Genomic DNA, 19,504 nt, shown 5'->3' on the forward strand with positions numbered 1-19,504 from the left:
GATGAGTTAAACATATTTGAAGTAAAGGAAAATAAAAAGGCTTGGTTTTATTCCTCTGATGCACAAATTAATTTTCAACGGAACGATAAACAATTGATGATACTTGCCGACCATAAAACGGTATATCCAACATAAAGAAGCCTTTTTTGTAATAAAAACTGATTATAGTTTTTCATAATATAAAACAGTGCGATGGGAACCATAAATATATTATTGTTATTTTACCAAAAGTAGAAGTCAAAAAAGAATTTAAACAAATTAATTGACTTTTAATCTCGATTTTAATTATTGTTAATTTGAGATATTTCACTTCAATCTAAAATTTACTGGAGGATATAATGTTATGACTAAAGATTTTTATTCTGTTCTAAAAGAAAGACGTTCATTCTATGGAATCAATAAAGACGTACAAGTTTCGGATGAGAGAATTAAAGAAATTGTAGAATTTGCAGTAAAATACACACCTTCTGCTTTTAACTCGCAAACAGCACGTCTTGTAATATTGACAGGTGAATCTCATGATAAATTATGGGATATTACTACAGAGACCTTAAGAGAGTTAGTTGGAAATGGAGACTTTTCTGGAACTCAACAAAAAATGGAATCATTTAAGGCGGGGTACGGAACAGTACTATTTTTTGAGGACCAAGATATTATTAAATCTCTTCAAGAACAATTCAGTACATATGCTGACAATTTTCCCGTTTGGTCAAATCAAGCATCAGGTATGCACCAATTAGTTGTTTGGGCAGCATTAGAATCAGAAGGGCTAGGAGCATCGTTACAACACTATAACCCACTTATTGATGAAGAAGTGAAAAATGAATGGAATATTCCTTCTAATTGGAAGTTGATTGCACAGATGCCTTTTGGTAGTCCAACAGTACAACCAGGTGAAAAAGAATTTAAGCCAGTAGAAGATCGTGTGAAATTTTATAAATAAAATTGACGAAGAGTCTTTTTCATTAATGAAGCCTGATGGTAATTTTCCATCAGGTTTTTTGATGAGAATGGGGGCAGTCAATAGCTTGTGAGCCAAAACTGCCGCGTATAAAAGCAGCTCATACGATGGTGGGAGAATGGGGGATTTCACCCCCTCCGTATTTATTAAGTATATTTTCTTCAAATTTTAAGCGGTTCCCATCTTTACTTTTCTAAGCTTGTTTGCTTTCTATCTAATATTATATACGTTTTAACATTTCTACAATTTCTTTTCGTTCTTCTTCCTTTTTCATTTCTATATTTGCTCGTTTTTTGCAAAATTCACATTCGCAATCCTTATTATGTTGATCTAAATTTTTATTGTTTTTGTCCATCTTTGTACTAGACTCCTTTCAAACTAATGTCACGTATCTTAAACCATATTACAACAGGGGATTTAATCATCTGTCTGAATTAAGCATTCCCAGAATTACAGAGACAATACTTGAATATAAGGATTTAAGTACATTCAAATAGGATAAGCTACATTCAAGTGAACAAACCTTTTAATTGTATTGCTTAAAGGGTTTTTATTAAAAATTTATTTAAATAACGATAGAGTATTAATGGTAAATTTAGGGCATTTTAAGAATATCAATGAAGGTGCGAGAGGATGTTAATTAATGGAGAGAAAGTTGTTAAGGTTACTATTAGTAGTATGTGTTTTATCTTTTCCATTTTTATTCAGGGGAACGAAAATGCGAGAAAATCTTTTGATTTTTTTCTCAAAAGGAGTTATTGCCACTCTTATTGATGCTTATGTGGTTGGAACCAAAAGAATAGAATATCCAGTTCGTCCTTTTTCAAAAATTTTTAAAACAAATATTATTTATGACATGTTATTTTTCCCCATTCTAAGTGTTATCTGGGTGAAAATATCGTATAATGATAAATTTAGTAAAATCCTAATGAAAAGTTTGCTGTTTAGTGTTCCTATGAGTCTGGGTCAATGGTTTATGGAAAAGAACACGGGATTATTTAAATGGAACAAATGGTCAGCCCTCCATACTTTTGCAAGTGTTAATTTTACTTTGTTTATCATTAGAGGGTTTGTTGGGTTAATAAAAGTTTTAGATAAATTAAAAGGGACGCAAAGTATTACCGAAAATTAAAGGTTGGACTGTAAAGCCGGGGGCGCATCCCATCGCGCATTACAATATGGAGGATGCGGCCATCCAGAATCCAGATAAAACTAAAGTGTTGATCAGACTGAAAAATGAAAAGTAGTAAGCCATGACCTTATAATGAATTAAATGATTGAGATAACTGGTGTTTTTTTAAAAAAGAAATAGGCTGCCAAAAATGGCAGCCTATTTTCATTGTATTAACGGTCTATGTTAGTAAAGGAAGCCTTTGTAGTCAATCTGTTCTTCTTATATAAGAACAATTTTCTATGTGGCTAAATACAGTTTCCAACTGTTTCAACTTTTGTTTATACGATCAGTTACTTAATCTTTCCCCTTGATAGTTCATATTCAAGATAGAGTGGGAATAAACTTACAAGACTAATAGATGAATAGGTAGAGGGTGACTAAAATGGAAGCGATTGTCTTAGCTGCTGGCTATTCCAGTCGAGCGAATGCATTTAAAATGAACTGGCCACTGGGGCAAATATCTGTGCTGGAGCAAACGATTTCTAAATTTGAAGGGGTATGCAGCAGAGTGATCGTCGTATCTGGGTTTAAAGCGGAACTCATCGAAGAGGAAATCGCAAAAATCTGTCATAAAAATGCCTTTTCATTTCAGATAAAGGTGGTTTATAATGAAAACTTTCATCAAGGAATGTTTACTTCTATTCAAAAGGGATGCAACGAAGTAAGTTCTGCATCCTTCTTTCTAACACCAGGAGATTGTCCGCTTGTAAAAAAAGAGACGGTACAGGTATTAGCAGAACACAAAGGAAACGTGGTGATTCCGAGCTTTCAATATAAAGGCGGTCACCCCATTAAATTAGCAAAAACAGTGAAACAGAAAATTCTCGAAACCAATCCAGAAAGTAATTTACGTGTCGTCCTTAATGGTTTCGAAAAGAAATACTTGAATGTAGATGACCCAGGAGTCATCATGGATGTTGATACGAAGGAGGATTACCAGAAAGCCATTCAATATTGTCTGCCGTTACACAAGCAAAACCCCTTCAGAAACAGTTGAAGGGGTTTTTTAGTATTATTTTTTCTCGATGATTACGAATAAAACACCAGTAAGAATGAGGATGGAGCCTATCCAAAACGTTACACCTATGTTCTCTCCAAGTATAAGCCATCCAAGTAATGTCCCAACCACAGGTTGAAAGAAGAAAAATAGCCCCCCACTTGAGGCGTTAAGCATTTGTAATCCACGATTCCAAAGTAAAAACCCACATGCTGTTGAAATAATACCCAAATACAAGACTCCTCCCCAAATAGTTGGATGAGTCAATTGCGAGATGTTCATTTCATGTAACCGTGGCAAGACAAAAGGAGTCAACACGATTAGGGCGACTAGGATGGAATAGGTGGTTACCACAACTTGTGAATAATTACTTGGCACACGCTTTACAAGTACAGACATGAGTGCCCATGTTAAAGCAGCAATTAGCAGTGAAAGACCACCAAGTTTACTGGACAAATTCACATGACCGACTCCAACAATGAGAATAACCCCAATTGTTGCTAAACAAACGGAGAGTCCCTTTTTTAACGTCAACCGTTCTTTGAGGAGTATTCGAGCAAAAATAACCATAAATGCAGGTGTTGCAGAAGTTATAATGGCTCCCATTTGTGCTGTGGAGAGCATTGTACCAATTTCTTGTGTAACTATGGAAATGGCGTTACCAATGATGCCAATGAATATGATTAGCAAGATATGACATTTATTGATTCGCCAATTTTGCCGTGTTATGAAGCCGATCAATAGAAGTGCGATAATAGCTATTAAATATCGCATCCACACAAGTTCTAGTGGAGGTATGACCGATACAACAATTTTAACAACAACGTACATGCCACCCCAAATACTGGAAGCTAAAGCTAGATATATAGAACCTAATATAGTGTTTTTCACTTTTTATGCCCTCCGTCTTTTATTTAGGTCGAAAATGCCCTAACGGAGAGATGTAGTCACCTTCACTCCATTAAGAGCAGAAGAGTGCTACTGGTACATCGTTTTCAAATAATGGAGTCCAATACATTTAACTATCACCTCTAGTCCAATCTCACAACCAATATCTTTGTTTTATTGTAGCAGAATAGTAAGAATTTTTACATCAAAAGTGAATCAGCGGGCCCCATATTCATAACTAAAGAACTTGATAATTGTTTTATAAACGGCACAATCATATAATTGTGTGAAAAAGGATGCAGCACTAAAGCTTATCCGAAGAGGTGGGTTCGAAACAACCGTGGAGCACATTTTATTTGCAAATGGGGGTCAAAATGCGATTGCTGCTACATTGGCAAGTCTTTGTAAGCCTGGAGATCGGATTGGTGTTGACGATCATACCTATCCTGGCTTAAAAACTGTTGCAGCAATGCTTAGTGTGCAATTAGTACCGATTAAATCAGAAAATTATGAAATGAGTCCGACGGCTTTTGAATATGCATGTAAAAATGAAAATATTAAAGGCCTTTACTTGATCCCAGATTATCATAATCCGACTGCTTCCTTTATGTATGTCTGTTGAGAATCGAAAAATGATTGCCGCCATTCCCAAAAAGTATAAACAGTTCGTTATTGAAGATGCATCGTACCATCTTCTCAGCAAAAATCCACTTCCGGCAGTTGCAACATTTGCCACGGAACAGGTCATCTATATTGCAAGTTTATCCAAGTCACTAGCACCAGGGTTACGCCTAGCCTATGTAGCAGTGCCGAGTCAATTGAAGGAGCCAATTTCGAAGGCTTAAATATTACAGTTTCCCCGTTATTAGCAGAACTTACAGCACATACGATTGTATCAAATGAATTTGAAGTCTTAATTGAGGGTCATCGGGAACAAACCATACAGAGAAACCAAATCGTAAATCGATATTTTGCAGACTATACGTGTTTAGGTGTAGAAACAGGCATCTTTCGCTGGTTGCTATTACCAGGAACAATTACAGGTGCAGAATTTGAAACGTTAGCTGCTGGGCAGGGAGTACAAGTTTATGCAGCTGAACGTTTTGTTGTTGGAAATAGATGTCCAGAAAGGGCGGTAAGGGTTTCTGTATGTGCATCAAAAACGCTGGAAGAGCTTGAGCAAGGATTGATGATCCTTAAACATTTGCTAAACGGTCTTACCTGATATTGTTCGCCATACAATTATAATATTGTATGGTTTTTTTGCTCGTGATATGATGATTCAAATCATCTAGTTGGAAGTTTATTAGAAATAGAACTAGGTTTCTAGAGAGGCAGGTTAGATTATGTTACAAAAAGATAGTGTAAAAGCGTTAGACGTCCAAACAGCATCGTTACAGAGTTACATTTGTTCTTCTGAAAAACAAAAAACGTTATACAAGCGAACATTATTCGTTGTAAGTATTTCACAAATTTTTGGTGGTGCAGGGTTAGCAGCAGGAGTTACTGTGGGGGCACTTCTTGCCCAGCAAATGCTTGGTACAGATGCGTTTGCTGGAATTCCTTCAGCTTTATTAACTTTAGGGTCAGCAGGAGCTGCATTATTTGTTGGGAGACTTTCGCAGGTGTTTGGTCGTCGTACAGGTCTATCAGCTGGCTTTTTGATTGGTGGACTTGGAGCAATAGGCGTCATATTGGCAGCAATAATAAATAGTGTTTTTCTGTTATTTACTTCCCTGCTTGTTTATGGTGCAGGGTCAGCAACAAATTTACAAGCTCGTTATGCAGGTACGGACTTAGCGAATAGTAAACAGCGGGCGACTGCTATTAGTATTACGATGGTTTTTACAACATTTGGAGCAGTTGCAGGTCCAAATTTAGTGAATGTGATGGGGAATTTCGCTCGTTCAATTAGTGTTCCATCACTTGCAGGTCCTTTCATTTTAGCAGCAGCAGCATATATCTTAGCAGGTGTTATCCTTTTCATCATGCTTCGTCCAGATCCATTGGTTATTGCAAGAACGATAGAAGCGACCAACCAAGAAGTTAGCGATAAAGCACAATTGGCAACAACTAAGCATACAGAAAACAAAAGTGGAATAATCGTTGGAGCAACGATTATGGTTCTGACTCAAATTGTTATGGTAGCTATTATGACAATGACACCAGTTCATATGAGACATCATGGACATGGCTTGGGTGCAGTCGGTCTTGTTATTGGTTTTCATATAGGTGCCATGTATCTCCCTTCACTGGTTACAGGTGTTCTTGTTGATAAGTTAGGGCGTACTGCAATGGCTATTGCTTCTGGAACTACGTTGCTGCTGGCAGGTTTAATAGCAGCGATTGCACTAGGAGATTCTATGGTCCTTCTAATAATTGCTCTTTCTTTACTTGGATTGGGATGGAATTTTGGTTTGATCAGTGGAACTGCACTTATTGTTGATTCAACTGAAACTTCTACACGGGCTAAAACTCAAGGTACAGTAGATGTATGGATTGCACTATCAGGAGCTGCTGGCGGAGCATTGTCTGGAATGATTGTGGCAGGTTCAAGTTATGTAACATTATCATTTACTGGAGGGATCTTATCCTTATTACTCATACCAGTTGTGATATGGTCTCGGTCTCGTGGTGGTAAAATATAAGCCTATCAATTTGAGAGGAAGATTATATGAAAATAGAGGAAATTTATGGTGATTTACCAAGGTTAGAAACTGAACGCCTTATTCTTAGGAAAGTTAAATTAGATGATGTTGAAGATATGTTTTCATATGGTTCCAATGAAGAAGTATCTAAGTATGTTACGTGGAATACTCACAAAACACTATCCGATACAAAAGAATTTATTGACTTTATCTTAACAAAATATAAAAGCGGTCAAGTGGCTCCTTGGGGAATTGAGTATAAAGATAATGGGAAATTAATCGGGACTATAGACTTTGTCTGGTGGGAACCCAATCACAAAATGGCTGAAATCGGTTATGTTATTTCTCAAGATTATTGGGGAAATGGCTTAACTACTGAGGCAGCAAAAGAAGTAATAAAATTTGGTTTTGAAAAAATGAACTTAGTCCGTATCCAAGCCAGGTGTTTTGTAGAAAATATCGGTTCCGCACGAGTGATGGAAAAAACGGGTATGTCTTTTGAAGGAATAATTAGAAAAGGCGTATTTATAAAGGGAAAACATCAAGATATAAAGATGTTTTCTATTTTAAAAGAAGAGTTTTAATTGGAGTACAAAACACTTCAATTTGTCCTGAAATAATACAGATATTTAGATTAAGTTAGTAAGAGAAAAAAAGCAGGATTTGGTTCTAACGGGTTCTTTTAATGGGGGAGTTTTGTGAAAAAGAAACAGTATTTCGCATCTATTTCGTTAACTAAATCCACTCCAAAAATAAAGAGCATCATCTGGATGCTCTTTTCCATTCATCTATTTTCTTCATCATACGCCTAGAACAAAATGATTCTTTATCCCGATAAACTTCATTTCGTTTTCTACTAGTTTGCCAGGTAGGGACTGAATTTCTAGACATTCCTTGAAACTTGGCTCTGTATATAACTGAATGTTGATTCACTGTGTTTGAAAAATAAACGGTAAAATTCCGCTTAAATTGGGAAATACACATATTTCCTTAAAAATAAAGGAAGTTTTTCCGTTTATATAATCCAAATCTTTGGATTTTGTCTTATTTAGAACAGTTAATCGGAAATTCTCCGCTTATCTCATTTCTTAAACTTCCTCTTAATACATTAGCCGGAAATTCTCCGTCTATGAAATCTCATAACTGCCCGAAAATCAACCATTAATAATAACAGTAGGTTTATTCAATAAAATCGCACCTCAATCCGCAAGATCATAAACCTTTGTACATTATTTTTCTCATACTGAAACCGTGGTTTGATGTTCAAGATAGCCTGCCACTCTTTTTTTTCATTACTAAAAGTAATTGTCACTAATTCGTGCCTATTTATAATACAGACGCGCTCCAACTTCCTCTCTGAGTGTAATATATAGTGTAATGTCATATTAGCTCGCCAAACATTCTAAAGGAAGTGTAAAAATGGATAATGTCTTACCGATTTCAAATGCCTTACCGATTACTGCTGGATCAAATGTTCTTCCCCAGCCACCATTGTCATACTCCTATGCAGCTCCTGTTTATGCAGGTTGTTTTCCTGTACATGGGTGCGGTGAATTTATACTCATAGTAGTGTTGTTTATTTTATTAATCATTGTTGGTGCAGTTTGTTTCTGTGGTTAAAAGATGTGATTGGTTCCATTAAATAACCCTCATTAATACTCAGATGAGAATTATTTAACATAAGGTGGTGATGTTTTAAATGTATAATCAGCCAGTATACTCCTATATAGTTTATGATCAGCAATTGGATCGTCAATTTCCAAGTTTACCAGTGCCCTCGTTTCCGGGACTACCAGGACCGGGTTTACCAAGTTTACCAGGACCGGGTTTTCCAGGACCAGGTTTACCAGGACCAGATTTTACGGGACCATCAGGTTTTCCAGGTCTACCCGGATCACAAATTCCACAAGCTCCAACTGCTCCTCCGCCACCATTTATTCCTCAACAAGCAGCTGCTTCACCATTTGCTGTTGATCCAGGAGCAATAAGGTTGTGCCTATTTCGTAATACTTTTATATGGCTCAATAATGGTGAAGGATTTTGGTTTTATCCCATTTTCGTAGGTCCAAGATCTGTTGCTGGTTTCAGATGGAATGGTTTTTCCTGGATGATTTTTGGTATTGATACAAGGAGAATTCTTTCGTTTACGTGTTTTTAAAAACGTTATAAACAAGAAAAACGTCTAGGTCGTAGATCTGTTAATGGTAAAGGCACTGCGATTATGTTTGGTTGTCCTATGCTATTAAATAATAAGGAATTTCTTTCTCACATTTGATAGTGATGCCGTTAACTGGTATCACTTTTTATAATTCAACCAAGATATTTTTGATAAAAACACTTTTGAAGCCGTAATAACGGGCTCTTTTAACGAAAAGTTTTATTGACAAAAGACGCTATTCGGTAATACTATATACTAGTAGTCAGTAACACTGAATATAAGTAACACAAAATACCTGTGTTACAGAGTACTAAAAAACATATAAGTAAAAAATAAATGGAGGTGAAAAATTGGAAAATATCACGGAAATGCTGAAAGGGGTGCTTGAGGGGTGTGTGCTTGAAATCATCAGCCGTGGAGAAACTTACGGATATGAAATCACGCAACAGCTGCGAGAACTTGGCTTCATTGATGTGGTTGAAGGCACAGTTTATACGATTACCATGCGGCTTGAGAAAAACAATCTGGTGGACATCGAGAAAAAGCCATCCACTATGGGACCGCCGAGAAAATTTTACACACTGAACGCAGCAGGTCAAGAGCAGCTTGAAATCTTTTGGAAAAAATGGAATTTCATTTCAAGTGAAATAAACGAACTCAAAACTAATAAAATCAAAAGGAGAGAAGTAAAATGAATTTTTTTGAAAAAATTATCGGAAGTCTGGATGACAAGCGGGAATGGAGGGCGATGGAGGCGCGTGCGAAGGCACTTCCAAGTGATTACCGCAACGCTTACAAAGCTATGCAAAAATATATGTGGACTGCTGGTGGTGGTCCCACCGACTGGAAGGACAGCAGCCGTATCTTTAACGGCATTCTCGACCTTTTCGAGGAAGGTGCAGCGGAAGGAAAGAAAGTCACTGACCTTACGGGCGAAGACGTGGCTGCTTTCTGCGACGAGCTGGTGAAGGATGAGCAAACTTGGAAGGATAAGTATCGCAAGAAGTTGAACGATAACATTGGTCGTGGATAACGGAGAAATCCTAGTGGATTTTAGCCTAATATCAACACTAATGCACAAACCGTCACTAGGTACGACTTGGCTTCCTTTGCCTACGAACTGTGGCAAACGCTAAAACCTATGTCGACAAGTATCGTGAAGATTTGAATCAGAGTATCATGAAGCGATGGGAAAAAAAGTAAATTCAATAGAAAACTCTTACTGAATAGCTGGTTACAAATGTAATGTGTCACCTTTACTATTCAGTTATATTTTAACCCAGTAGTAAGTAATACAGAATATCTGTCAGACTTAGTAGTAGAGTATAGGCAATCTAGCGTCTTGCTGCGCATTTTATAAGGGGGAAAAAAGTATGAGTAATGCAGCGATTTCAGTAAAAGGATTAAAAAAATCTTTTAAAGATAAGGAAGTCCTAAAAGGGGTGGATTTTGAGGTAGGGCGTGGTGAAATTTTCGCACTGCTGGGCTCAAATGGGGCCGGCAAGACGACGACGGTTAACATCCTCTCGACGCTGATGAAGCCCGATGGTGGCGAAGTAAGTATTTGTGGCTTCGACATCCGGCGTCAACCAGATCATATCCGCCAAAGTATCAGTCTGACAGGGCAGTTCGCAGCTTTGGACGGCATGCTCAGCGGGCGGGAAAACCTGATAATGATCGCCAAGTTGCGGGGAGTTTCCAATCCCGCACAAGTCGCCGACAATCTGCTTGCAAGATTCAGCCTGCGTGACGCAGCCAACCGCCGGGCGGACAAATATTCCGGCGGGATGAAGCGCCGGCTTGACATCGCCATGAGCCTGATTGGGGCGCCAGCAGTCATTTTTCTTGACGAACTGACAACAGGGCTTGACCCCGAAGCGCGGATTGAAGTATGGGATACCGTCAAGGAGCTTGCTGGCGGCGGCACAACCATCTTGCTGACGACCCAGTACCTGGAGGAAGCCGAACAACTGGCGGACCGTATCGCCATCCTGCATGGCGGAAAAATCATCACAACCGGTACCCTTACCGAACTCAAAGAGATGTTCCCGCCAGCGAAAGTGGAGTACATCGAGAAGCAGCCAACATTGGAGGAAATTTTCCTCGCGATCATCGGTAAAAAGGAGGAGATATAAATGAAAAGCAAAACAGGGGTATTACTTGGGCGTTTAATGCGCAACATCATGCGAAGTCCTGATACGATTATCACGGTGGCGATTACGCCGATTATGATGATGCTGCTGTTTGTCTACGTATTTGGCGGCGCTATCGAGACAGGCACGGACAACTACGTCAATTATTTATTGCCAGGAATCTTACTGATGGCTATCGCATCCGGCGTCGCATACACTTCCTTGCGGTTATTTACGGATGTAAAGAGCGGTTTGATGGCGCGTTTCATTACGATGCCCATCAAGCGTTCTTCGGTATTGTGGGCTCACGTGTTGACTTCGCTTGTTTCTAATGTACTTACTGTGGTGGTGGTTATCCTCATCGCGCTCTTGATGGGCTTCCGTTCCAGCGCTAATATCCTGGATTGGCTCGCGGTAGCTGGGATACTTGGTCTGTTTACGCTGGCGCTGACATGGCTGGCGGTCATTCCCGGATTGAGAGCGGGGTCTATGGAAGGGGCGACAGCCTACTCGTACCCGCTGATTTTCCTGCCGTTTATCAGTTCGGCCTTTGTCCCCACCGAAACCATGCCTAAAATTGTCCGCGCGTTCGCTGAAAACCAGCCCGTGACTTCAATTGTAAATGCAATTCGTGCTCTCTTGTATGAAGGGTATGTTGGCAACGGTATCTGGATCGCTCTTTCCTGGTGCGTCGGCATTATGGTCATCGCTTATTTCATCGCCTGTAAAGAATTTAAACGCCAGTTAGGATAAGTACAACATTATTGGATTAGCCAAATCAATAGTTCAGCCGCTCCGATATGCCATTAACTTAAATGAAGGAACTATGGATTACATTTAAGTTGGGCTTAATACGAGTGGTTTTACTTTTCTTGTGATCAAGTAAGCTCTGGATAACATCCAGTGACGTTCCATTATTTAATAAATAGGTGGCGTAGAAGTGTCTTAATTGATGTCCGCGCAATTTGAAATTCGCTTAATCTTATATCTCATCTGGGCAATGCTTATTTATGAGGATGGCGTTCAATTTCAAAAGTAGCCGAGTCCTTATCTTGGCGGTTGTTAGCCAGATGCAATGCTATATTGTCATTATTTCTTCTTTAGCTAATTGACTTGAATGCCGTTTTTTTATAATAATGACAAATAAGCTTGCTAATAAACAGAAAACTCCCGCCAAGAAGAATGCCCACGTGTAAGTGTTGAAAAATTTATAGATTAGTCCCCCTCCATAAGCAGCTACTGCAGCACCTACCTGATGAGATGCATAAATCCAACCATAAACGATTCCACTTTTAGTAGTGCCGAAAATTTGTCTTGAGATGCTAATGGTAGGTGGAACAGTTGCAATCCAATCTAATCCATAAAACACAGAAAAGATTACTAGCATTGTAGTGGAACCTTCATTTAATGCATATGGAAGAGATAGAAGAGAAGCTCCTCTTAAACCGTAGTACCAAAATAATAGCCATCGATTATCGAAACGATCGGACAGCCAACCTGATAGAGTTGTTCCTACTAGATTAAAGATTCCCATAAACGAAAGAAACGAAGCCGCTGTAACTAGAGGTACTCCAAAACTTATACAGTAAGAAACAAAATGGGTACCAATTAAACCGCTCGTTGAAAGCCCACAAATAAAGAAACTACCAGATAATAACCAAAATTCCTTTACTTTCACAGCTTCGAATAAACCATCGAAGGCTACAACAATAGGGTTTTCCTTTGGTCCTTCTGTGCTCTCTCGTACTTCTTCTTCAAGTCCATACGGAAGAATACCAACATCCTTTGGTGTGTTTTTCATAAATAAAAGGATTATGATTAGCATAATGAGACTCAGGATCATAATTAAACCAATCGCTGGGCGCCACGAATACTTATTTATAATAGCCGCTAAGACAGGAAGCAGAATTAACTGACCTGTCGCTGTACTTGCCGTTAATATTCCTACTGCAAGACCTCTTCTTTTCTCAAACCAATGATTCGCTACATATGGACTTAATACCGTTAAAAAAAGGCTTGATCCCAGCCCGATGATAAAGCCCCAAATGATGATCATCTGCCATGATTGATTCATAATGAAGGTTAGTATGATACCCCACAGCAGAGTTGCCATCGAAATAATCATCATTTTCTTTAACCCAATCACATTAAGTAATGCTGCCATAAACGGACCTGATATACCATATAGAAACATACTAATGGCAAAAGCGAGTGCAATAACAGATCGATCCCAGCCGAATTCCTTTTCGAAAGGATCTATGAAAACCCCTGATGATGACATGACAATTCCCGCTGCAATAATAGAGAAAAATGTAATGGCCAGAATAAACCAGCTATAATGGATACGTTTCAAAACTCAACCCCTCCGTTGTATTTATATAATTTCCTGTTTTTTCTTAATATTAACGTCCAATTAATTATTAGTAAAATTGAAGTTTATGAAGTTATCCATTGATTTTCTTGATACTATAGAAGGAAGAGTCAAAGAAAAGTGGGTGAAATGATGGAAATACGCCATTTTGTTACGTTTAAAAAGGTCATTGAAACGGGCAGCTTCACACAAGCAGCAGAACATTTAGGCTACACTCAATCCACGGTAACTTCTCATATCCAGGCACTTGAAGAACATTTAGGCGGACTTCTGTTTGATCGGATGGGTCGAAAGGTTAGGTTGACAGATATTGGGAAGAAGTTGTTGCCCTATATTCAAGAAATTTTAGACACCTATGGAAAAATCGAAAGCATTACCAGTGATGGAGAGGAAATAAAAGGGGAGTTAAAGATTGCGGCTCCGGAATCTTTAACGGTATACCGCCTAGAACCAATATTAAGAGAATATCGAAAGAAATTTCCTCATGTAGACATCAGTTTAAGTAACGCCACCTGCGGAGATAACAAGAGGTTAATACTTAATGGGAGTGCAGATATTGCTTTTGTCATGCTGCCACAGTTGCAGGATTCTGATTTAATCGTCCATTCGTTGTTAGATGAACCGCTTGTCCTTGTTGGAAGCCCTGATTGTCCGTTGAATATTTTAGATAAAAGCTGCGAAAATCAAAAGATCAGCGAGTGTTTGATTGTGAACGAGAAAGAATGCAGTTATCGAACTTTGTTTGAAGAATACCTTGTTGAACGGGGAATCGTACCTTCCCATACGATGGAGCTTTGGAGTATAGAAGCGATGAAACGTTGTGTGATGAGCGGGCTTGGTATTGCTTATTTACCTTTAATGACAGCAATTGATGAAATCAAGGCAGGAAGGTTAAAAATTATTCCCTGCGTTGGTGATTTTAAACAGATTTTCTCCCAAGTCGCTTATCATAAGAACAAGTGGATTTCCCCAGCTTTATCCATGTTTATCAATATTACTTTGAAACATGCAAAAGACTGGTCATGTTCGGAGACTACCTATTGAACGAACATGGTACTTTTCTATATGAAAGGAGTTTTGGGGTGCTTAACGTGGAGATAAAAAGGCCAAGAATTGAGGACATAAAAGAGTTAAATTCATTTTTTAGAATAGTGATTGCGGATACCTTTATTAAAGAAGGTTTAGGTGAGAAGTTGAATGATATTAATGATGAGGTCAAAGTTAAGGAAAAATACATAGAAAGCGATTTTGAAAGCAATGGAGAGAAACGGTATTTCTTGATTGCTTTAGATGGTAATAAAATTATTGGTTCAATTGAATATGGGCCAGCAAGTGATCTCATATGTAATTGTACAAATAACTCTTATAAAGAGCTAATGGAGGTAGGTACAGTATTTGTTCGGCCGGACTACCAGAGAAATGGGGTAGGGAATTTGCTATTAAATTCAATGTATTTTACTTTACGGAGTAAAGGCATAGAAGAATTTTGTTTAGATAGTGGCTACAAAAGTGCACAAAAAATCTGGAGAAAGAAATTTGGAGACCCTGATTATTTGTTAAAGGATTATTGGGACGAAGGATACGATCATATGATTTGGAGGATCAAGATCAGCGATTTGTTATTAGGTTGAGAAGGATTACAATTCTGGAAACCAAACTGATGAAAATCCTAGCAGAGAAAAAGCACAATTCCAGTACGGAGGAATTGTGCTTTATAACCTAATAGAAATCTCTGTTCCGTCTTTAAGGCTTATATCAACCAGCTTTAGACCTCTTTGTTTTGAAAGTTCCCTTAGCAAAGGCTTCAAGTCATCTCTGTTTATATAAGGAATTTGAAATTTTTTCTTTGCGTTTTTATCAATTGCACGATTTACAAGCACCAGGATTCGCTTTGAAGTGAGAAGCCCAATGAATAGATGTAAAAAGGCATATGGAACTGGAATAATAAATCGTCTGGATTCTACTTTAATTTTAATCTTCATCAAATTACTCAATAATAACTAGTACTTTGTCACCTTTTGCTGAAGTAACATCGACAATTTGTCCGTCCAATTCATTTTCAATAGCTTCAATTAAAAGTTCAACGTCGATATCCTTTACATACTTTTCGGATTCGGGAATCATCTTAGCAATATTGGTTCCTACCTTTAATAAAGCTTTAAGGAGTTTTATTGGCAGATTAACATTTACATTGTCACCTTCTTCAGAAGTAACACGGATTTTTAGCATTTTGTTTAAATAGGTGGTTGAGGTCCGTTTATTTAGATCGACCTGATTACTCTTTCCTTGCAGTACATCGATTAATTCAGCAGCCTTCTCTTTGTTCAACTTTCCTTCTTCAACCATTGTTAATACTCTTGAAATTTCGTCACTCATTTAGGATTCCTCCCCATTTAAAATTCCGATAGCATCTTCCGCTGTTATTTCGCCCTTCTCCAGCATTAAAATTACTTTTTTTCGATCAATTTTTTCAACCTTTTTAGAGGTAGAATATCCAAGAGAAGAGATAATGTCATCTAATTTTCCACGCACGGTGGGATAGGAGACTCCAAGTTCTTTTTCAACTTCTTTAATATTTCCACGGCACTTTAGAAAAGTTTCAATAAAACTAAGCTGTTCCTTGTTAAGAGTTGCAAAATTAGAGAGTTCAAATTCATTTTCAATTGTGGTATGACAATGAGTACAATGTAACTTTGTAATTCTTAATTGCTTACCACAAACGGGACACTCTGAAATTAGAGGATAGGCCATAATTCCCTCCTTCATTATTTATAATTTAATCATACATCAATTGAATTAAAAATTAAATATTAAAATTAAAAAAATAAATATTTAAGAGAATAAAAATAAATATATTTAATTTACGTATTTAAAACATTAATTATAAAATTAAGCGTTTCTTCAGATCAGGCTTTGAGGAGTACTCTTGGTTTTCTCTTTTTAAGGGAATTATTTACAGGGTTAGTGAAATCATAACGAAGAACTTCTAAGTTTTAGAATTGACACGGTTGTTTATGGGAAAAGAACTTATGATGTTATTCGTGGATTTGATTGGAGAAAATAGGTCATGACACTTTTATATGTGGGAATTAGTTGTATTATTGTAGGGTTTGGTTTAAGTTCACTTAGTTTTTATGAGGTTAGAGATGGCTTAAAAATTCTATTTGAAGAGAGAAGTAGGATAAGGAGGACTGCCTTTTTCTTTACTATATTTGAATATGTGACAGGGATTTTTATGTTTGGAATCCTGCTGATTTTGTTTGGCATAATTGCTATTGTGTTTACCTTTTTATGAAATTTGCTTGCTTAACTAAAGGGTGCTTTCCTTTAAATTCTGGCTGCTAATAACGCAGTTTTTTTTATTAAACCAAAGGTTAGGTGTTACTTTTTGGTAAGGTCATTTGAAAGTTGAACTCTAACTCTTCCTAATATAATTATAACATATAAAAAATGGCCAATATAGACTATTTATTCTCATTTGCTACTGCTAAAATACAATAGAACTTTAATGAGATTTCAAAAGAAATGTAAGGATGAGGAGAGATAGCATGAGTTCTTTGGTTCTCGGTTTTCAGGAAATGGAAGAAACACAGCTTTTGCTCGTTGGCGGAAAAGGGTTAAATTTAGGGGAATTATCAAAAATTCAAGGAATACAAGTACCAGAAGGATTTTGTGTTACAACCGTGGGATATCAAAAAGCCATCGAACACAACGAAACGTTTCAAGCTTTGTTGAATCAACTAACAAAACTGAAAGTAGAGGATCGAGATAAAATTGGTAAAATCAGCAGGAAGATTCGGGAACTCATTATAGAAGTAGAAGTTCCTTCCGATGTAGTGAAAGCAGTTGCTCACTATCTCTCCCAGTTTGGCGAGGAACATGCTTATGCAGTGCGTTCTAGTGCGACTGCTGAAGATTTACCACATGCCTCGTTTGCTGGTCAACAAGATACCTATTTAAATATCATCGGCAAAGAAGCCATCTTGCAGCATATCAGCAAATGCTGGGCTTCCTTATTTACGGATCGTGCGATCATCTACCGAATGCAAAATGGATTTGACCACAGTCAAGTTTATATATCCGTTATCGTTCAAAGGATGGTTTTCCCACAGGCTTCAGGGATTTTATTTACCGCTGATCCGATTACTTCTAATCGCAAGCTGCTATCCATCGATGCCAGTTTTGGACTTGGTGAAGCACTGGTCTCTGGATTAGTATCTGCCGATTGCTATAAGGTTAAAGAGAATAAAATTGTCGATAAGATGATAGCAGCTAAAAAATTGGCTATCTATGGACGAAAAGAAGGCGGAACAGAGACACACGAGATTGCTCCTGATCAGCAAGAGACGCAAACACTTAATGACCAACAAATCTTACAACTGGCGCGGATTGGAAGACAGATCGAAGCTTATTTTGGCTGTCCGCAAGATATCGAATGGTGTTTGGTTGATGACAACTTTTATATTGTCCAGAGCCGTCCAATCACGACACTTTTCCCCATCCCTGAAGCGAATGATCAAGAAAATCACGTTTATATATCTGTCGGTCATCAACAAATGATGACAGACCCCATAAAACCATTGGGATTGTCTTTTTTTCTGTTAACGACTCCTGCGCCCATGCGTAAAGCTGGTGGAAGGTTGTTTGTTGATGTCACACACCAACTGGCTTCACCTGTCAGTAGAAACATTTTAGTAAATGCTATGGGACAACACGATCCATTAATGAAAGACGCAATTATGAACATCATTGATCGTGGAGATTTTATAAAATCGTTACCAAATGATTCAAAAGCATCGAGTCCCACTAGAGGCAATACAGATATGCTGGCACAAATCGAAAACAATCCATCCATCGTTTCTGATTTGATTAAGCGTAATCAAACCTCGATTGAAGAGTTAAAACAAAACATCCAAACGAAGTCAGGAATAAATTTACTTGATTTTATTTTAGAAGATATTCAGGAATTAAAGAAGATTTTATTTGACCCTCAAAGTACAGCTGTATTTATGGCTGCTATAAATGCTTCAACATGGGTCAATGAAAAAATGAACGAGTGGTTAGGTGAAAAAAACGCAGCAGACACGCTTACTCAATCTGTTCCAAACAATATTACTTCGGAAATGGGATTAGCCCTATTGGATGTCGCAGATGTGATTCGTCCATATCCAGAAGTAATTGATTATTTACAACATGTAAAAGATGATAACTTTTTGGATGAAATAGTTAATTTTGTTGGAGGACAAGAAACCAGAGACGCTTTCAATGCTTTTCTCAACAAATACGGAATGCGATGTGCCGGAGAAATCGATATGACGAAAACTCGTTGGAGTGAAAAACCAATTACACTTGTCCCCATGATACTTGGTAACATCAAAAACTTTGAACCCAATGCCGGCAAGCGCAAATTTGAACAAGGGCGACAAGAAGCTTTGGAAAAGGAACAAGAGTTATTAGACCGATTGAAGCAATTACCGGATGGTGAACAAAAGGCCAAAGAAACAAAACGAATGATTGACCGGATCCGAAATTTTATCGGTTATCGTGAATATCCAAAATACGGCATGATTAATCGCTACTTCGTTTATAAGCAGGCTTTACTGAAAGAAGCCGAACAACTCGTACAAGCGGGAATTATTCATGAAAAGGAAGATATATACTATCTTACTTTTGAAGAACTTCGCGATAGTCTGCGCACAAAAAAACTTGATTACCAGATCATCAGCAAGCGAAAAGGCGAGTACAGATTTTATGAAAAACTAACTCCGCCTCGTGTTATCACGTCTGATGGTGAAATCATTGCAGGTAAGTACAAACGAGAAAATCTCCCAGCTAAAGCTATTGTAGGTTTACCTGTTTCTTCCGGAGTGATCGAGGGACGCGCTCGTGTCATCTTAAATATGGAAGATGCTGATTTAGAAGAGGGAGATATCTTAGTCACCGCTTTTACTGATCCTAGTTGGACGCCGTTGTTTGTATCGATAAAAGGCCTCGTCACCGAAGTTGGCGGATTGATGACCCATGGAGCCGTTATCGCACGTGAATATGGTTTGCCTGCAGTTGTTGGTGTGGAGAATGCTACTAAACTGATAAAAGATGGGCAACGAATCCGCGTGCATGGAACAGAAGGGTATATCGAAATATTGTAATGACTGAATACCATACAGTATAAATG

Annotated in this window: 21 protein-coding genes and 2 pseudogenes; 16 read left to right on the forward strand and 7 right to left on the reverse strand. The window is 37.9% G+C overall.

What is annotated here, in order from left to right; genetic code table 11:
• Nucleotides 1-343: 343 nt before the first annotated feature.
• Nucleotides 344-943, forward strand: a complete 600-nt coding sequence (locus tag V7266_RS26145) for a nitroreductase family protein (RefSeq protein WP_335472172.1) — start codon at nt 344-346, stop codon at nt 941-943.
• A gap of 238 nt (nt 944-1,181) precedes the next feature.
• On the opposite strand, the gene V7266_RS26150 is transcribed toward V7266_RS26145, so the two are convergent.
• Nucleotides 1,182-1,316: a hypothetical protein gene (locus V7266_RS26150; RefSeq protein ID WP_335472173.1), complete on the reverse strand. Its 135-nt coding sequence runs from the start codon at nt 1,314-1,316 to the stop codon at nt 1,182-1,184.
• A 363-nt stretch (nt 1,317-1,679) separates the two neighbouring features.
• Here V7266_RS26150 and V7266_RS26155 point away from each other — a divergent pair, with 363 nt between their 5' ends.
• Together V7266_RS26155 and V7266_RS26160 are read left to right on the forward strand one after the other, a co-directional pair.
• Complete coding sequence (locus V7266_RS26155; protein WP_335472174.1) at nt 1,680-2,093, forward strand: CBO0543 family protein; 414 nt, start codon at nt 1,680-1,682, stop codon at nt 2,091-2,093.
• Nucleotides 2,094-2,517: 424 nt separating this feature from the next.
• On the forward strand, nt 2,518-3,132 hold the full coding sequence (locus tag V7266_RS26160) for a nucleotidyltransferase family protein (RefSeq protein ID WP_335472175.1): 615 nt from the start codon (nt 2,518-2,520) through the stop codon (nt 3,130-3,132).
• A gap of 15 nt (nt 3,133-3,147) precedes the next feature.
• Here the strand turns inward: V7266_RS26160 and V7266_RS26165 are convergent, their stop codons facing one another.
• The gene (locus tag V7266_RS26165) at nt 3,148-4,023 is read right to left on the reverse strand and encodes a DMT family transporter (protein WP_335472176.1); all 876 of its coding nucleotides are present in this window, start codon (nt 4,021-4,023) and stop codon (nt 3,148-3,150) included.
• Nucleotides 4,024-4,309: 286 nt separating this feature from the next.
• Between V7266_RS26165 and V7266_RS26170 the strand changes: the two are divergent.
• The 9 genes and pseudogenes from V7266_RS26170 to V7266_RS26215 all read left to right on the forward strand — a co-directional run.
• Nucleotides 4,310-5,245: pseudogene (locus tag V7266_RS26170) on the forward strand (PLP-dependent aminotransferase family protein); the annotation flags it as partial.
• A 118-nt stretch (nt 5,246-5,363) separates the two neighbouring features.
• Nucleotides 5,364-6,668 (forward strand): MFS transporter, encoded by a 1,305-nt coding sequence (locus tag V7266_RS26175; protein WP_335472192.1) that lies wholly within the window; start codon nt 5,364-5,366, stop codon nt 6,666-6,668.
• 26 nt (nt 6,669-6,694) lie between these two features.
• The gene (locus tag V7266_RS26180; protein WP_335472177.1) at nt 6,695-7,252 is read left to right on the forward strand and encodes a GNAT family N-acetyltransferase; all 558 of its coding nucleotides are present in this window, start codon (nt 6,695-6,697) and stop codon (nt 7,250-7,252) included.
• Between the two features lie 835 nt (nt 7,253-8,087).
• A complete protein-coding gene (locus V7266_RS26185) occupies nt 8,088-8,288 on the forward strand; it encodes a YjcZ family sporulation protein (RefSeq protein WP_335472178.1) in 201 nt (66 codons plus the stop codon).
• A 79-nt stretch (nt 8,289-8,367) separates the two neighbouring features.
• Nucleotides 8,368-8,826, forward strand: coding sequence for a collagen-like protein (locus tag V7266_RS26190; RefSeq protein ID WP_335472179.1), 459 nt, complete (start codon nt 8,368-8,370; stop codon nt 8,824-8,826).
• Nucleotides 8,827-9,176: 350 nt separating this feature from the next.
• On the forward strand, nt 9,177-9,521 hold the full coding sequence (locus V7266_RS26195) for a PadR family transcriptional regulator (RefSeq protein ID WP_335472180.1): 345 nt from the start codon (nt 9,177-9,179) through the stop codon (nt 9,519-9,521).
• Nucleotides 9,518-10,029: pseudogene (locus tag V7266_RS26200) on the forward strand (DUF1048 domain-containing protein). Before V7266_RS26195 ends, V7266_RS26200 begins: the two are co-directional and overlap by 4 nt.
• A gap of 170 nt (nt 10,030-10,199) precedes the next feature.
• On the forward strand, nt 10,200-10,961 hold the full coding sequence (locus tag V7266_RS26210; protein ID WP_335472182.1) for an ABC transporter ATP-binding protein: 762 nt from the start codon (nt 10,200-10,202) through the stop codon (nt 10,959-10,961).
• Nucleotides 10,962-11,711: an ABC transporter permease gene (locus V7266_RS26215; protein ID WP_335472183.1), complete on the forward strand. Its 750-nt coding sequence runs from the start codon at nt 10,962-10,964 to the stop codon at nt 11,709-11,711. It begins immediately after the preceding gene.
• 58 nt (nt 11,712-11,769) lie between these two features.
• Here the strand turns inward: V7266_RS26215 and V7266_RS30820 are convergent, their stop codons facing one another.
• Together V7266_RS30820 and V7266_RS26220 are read right to left on the reverse strand one after the other, a co-directional pair.
• Nucleotides 11,770-11,922 carry a tyrosine-type recombinase/integrase gene (locus V7266_RS30820; protein ID WP_420491502.1) on the reverse strand — a complete coding sequence of 51 codons (153 nt, stop codon included), beginning with the start codon at nt 11,920-11,922 and terminating at the stop codon, nt 11,770-11,772.
• Nucleotides 11,923-12,036: 114 nt separating this feature from the next.
• Complete coding sequence (locus V7266_RS26220) at nt 12,037-13,311, reverse strand: MFS transporter (protein ID WP_335472184.1); 1,275 nt, start codon at nt 13,309-13,311, stop codon at nt 12,037-12,039.
• Nucleotides 13,312-13,458: 147 nt separating this feature from the next.
• On the opposite strand from V7266_RS26220, the gene V7266_RS26225 reads away from it, so the two are divergent.
• Together V7266_RS26225 and V7266_RS26230 are read left to right on the forward strand one after the other, a co-directional pair.
• The gene (locus V7266_RS26225; RefSeq protein WP_335472185.1) at nt 13,459-14,373 is read left to right on the forward strand and encodes a LysR family transcriptional regulator; all 915 of its coding nucleotides are present in this window, start codon (nt 13,459-13,461) and stop codon (nt 14,371-14,373) included.
• Between the two features lie 38 nt (nt 14,374-14,411).
• A complete protein-coding gene (locus V7266_RS26230) occupies nt 14,412-14,960 on the forward strand; it encodes a GNAT family N-acetyltransferase (protein ID WP_335472193.1) in 549 nt (182 codons plus the stop codon).
• 81 nt (nt 14,961-15,041) lie between these two features.
• On the opposite strand, the gene V7266_RS26235 is transcribed toward V7266_RS26230, so the two are convergent.
• From V7266_RS26235 to V7266_RS26245, 3 genes are read right to left on the reverse strand one after another with little or no spacing between them, the layout of a single operon-like run.
• Nucleotides 15,042-15,311 (reverse strand): hypothetical protein, encoded by a 270-nt coding sequence (locus tag V7266_RS26235; RefSeq protein ID WP_335472186.1) that lies wholly within the window; start codon nt 15,309-15,311, stop codon nt 15,042-15,044.
• A 4-nt stretch (nt 15,312-15,315) separates the two neighbouring features.
• The gene (locus V7266_RS26240; protein WP_335472187.1) at nt 15,316-15,705 is read right to left on the reverse strand and encodes an SHOCT-like domain-containing protein; all 390 of its coding nucleotides are present in this window, start codon (nt 15,703-15,705) and stop codon (nt 15,316-15,318) included.
• Complete coding sequence (locus V7266_RS26245; protein WP_335472188.1) at nt 15,706-16,080, reverse strand: DUF2089 domain-containing protein; 375 nt, start codon at nt 16,078-16,080, stop codon at nt 15,706-15,708.
• Between the two features lie 316 nt (nt 16,081-16,396).
• On the opposite strand from V7266_RS26245, the gene V7266_RS26250 reads away from it, so the two are divergent.
• Together V7266_RS26250 and ppsA are read left to right on the forward strand one after the other, a co-directional pair.
• The gene (locus tag V7266_RS26250; RefSeq protein ID WP_335472189.1) at nt 16,397-16,624 is read left to right on the forward strand and encodes a hypothetical protein; all 228 of its coding nucleotides are present in this window, start codon (nt 16,397-16,399) and stop codon (nt 16,622-16,624) included.
• A gap of 253 nt (nt 16,625-16,877) precedes the next feature.
• On the forward strand, nt 16,878-19,478 hold the full coding sequence (gene ppsA / locus V7266_RS26255; protein ID WP_335472190.1) for a phosphoenolpyruvate synthase: 2,601 nt from the start codon (nt 16,878-16,880) through the stop codon (nt 19,476-19,478).
• The last annotated feature ends 26 nt before the right edge of the window (nt 19,479-19,504 follow it).

The organism is Neobacillus drentensis (assembly GCF_036965645.1).
Lineage (GTDB): Bacteria > Bacillota > Bacilli > Bacillales > Cytobacillaceae > Neobacillus > Neobacillus drentensis_D.

Excerpts from the sequence above, each read along its gene's own strand:
- V7266_RS26145 (WP_335472172.1), top strand. The coding sequence starts at position 344 with ATGACTAAAGATTTTTATTCTGTTCTAAAAGAAAGACGTTCATTCTAT.
- V7266_RS26150 (WP_335472173.1), bottom strand. The coding sequence starts at position 1,316 with ATGGACAAAAACAATAAAAATTTAGATCAACATAATAAGGATTGCGAA.
- V7266_RS26155 (WP_335472174.1), top strand. The coding sequence starts at position 1,680 with ATGCGAGAAAATCTTTTGATTTTTTTCTCAAAAGGAGTTATTGCCACT.
- V7266_RS26160 (WP_335472175.1), top strand. The coding sequence starts at position 2,518 with ATGGAAGCGATTGTCTTAGCTGCTGGCTATTCCAGTCGAGCGAATGCA.
- V7266_RS26180 (WP_335472177.1), top strand. The coding sequence starts at position 6,695 with ATGAAAATAGAGGAAATTTATGGTGATTTACCAAGGTTAGAAACTGAA.
- V7266_RS26185 (WP_335472178.1), top strand. The coding sequence starts at position 8,088 with ATGGATAATGTCTTACCGATTTCAAATGCCTTACCGATTACTGCTGGA.
- V7266_RS26190 (WP_335472179.1), top strand. The coding sequence starts at position 8,368 with ATGTATAATCAGCCAGTATACTCCTATATAGTTTATGATCAGCAATTG.
- V7266_RS26210 (WP_335472182.1), top strand. The coding sequence starts at position 10,200 with ATGAGTAATGCAGCGATTTCAGTAAAAGGATTAAAAAAATCTTTTAAA.
- V7266_RS26215 (WP_335472183.1), top strand. The coding sequence starts at position 10,962 with ATGAAAAGCAAAACAGGGGTATTACTTGGGCGTTTAATGCGCAACATC.
- V7266_RS26225 (WP_335472185.1), top strand. The coding sequence starts at position 13,459 with ATGATGGAAATACGCCATTTTGTTACGTTTAAAAAGGTCATTGAAACG.
- V7266_RS26235 (WP_335472186.1), bottom strand. The coding sequence starts at position 15,311 with ATGAAGATTAAAATTAAAGTAGAATCCAGACGATTTATTATTCCAGTT.
- V7266_RS26240 (WP_335472187.1), bottom strand. The coding sequence starts at position 15,705 with ATGAGTGACGAAATTTCAAGAGTATTAACAATGGTTGAAGAAGGAAAG.
- V7266_RS26245 (WP_335472188.1), bottom strand. The coding sequence starts at position 16,080 with ATGGCCTATCCTCTAATTTCAGAGTGTCCCGTTTGTGGTAAGCAATTA.
- V7266_RS26250 (WP_335472189.1), top strand. The coding sequence starts at position 16,397 with ATGACACTTTTATATGTGGGAATTAGTTGTATTATTGTAGGGTTTGGT.
- ppsA (WP_335472190.1), top strand. The coding sequence starts at position 16,878 with ATGAGTTCTTTGGTTCTCGGTTTTCAGGAAATGGAAGAAACACAGCTT.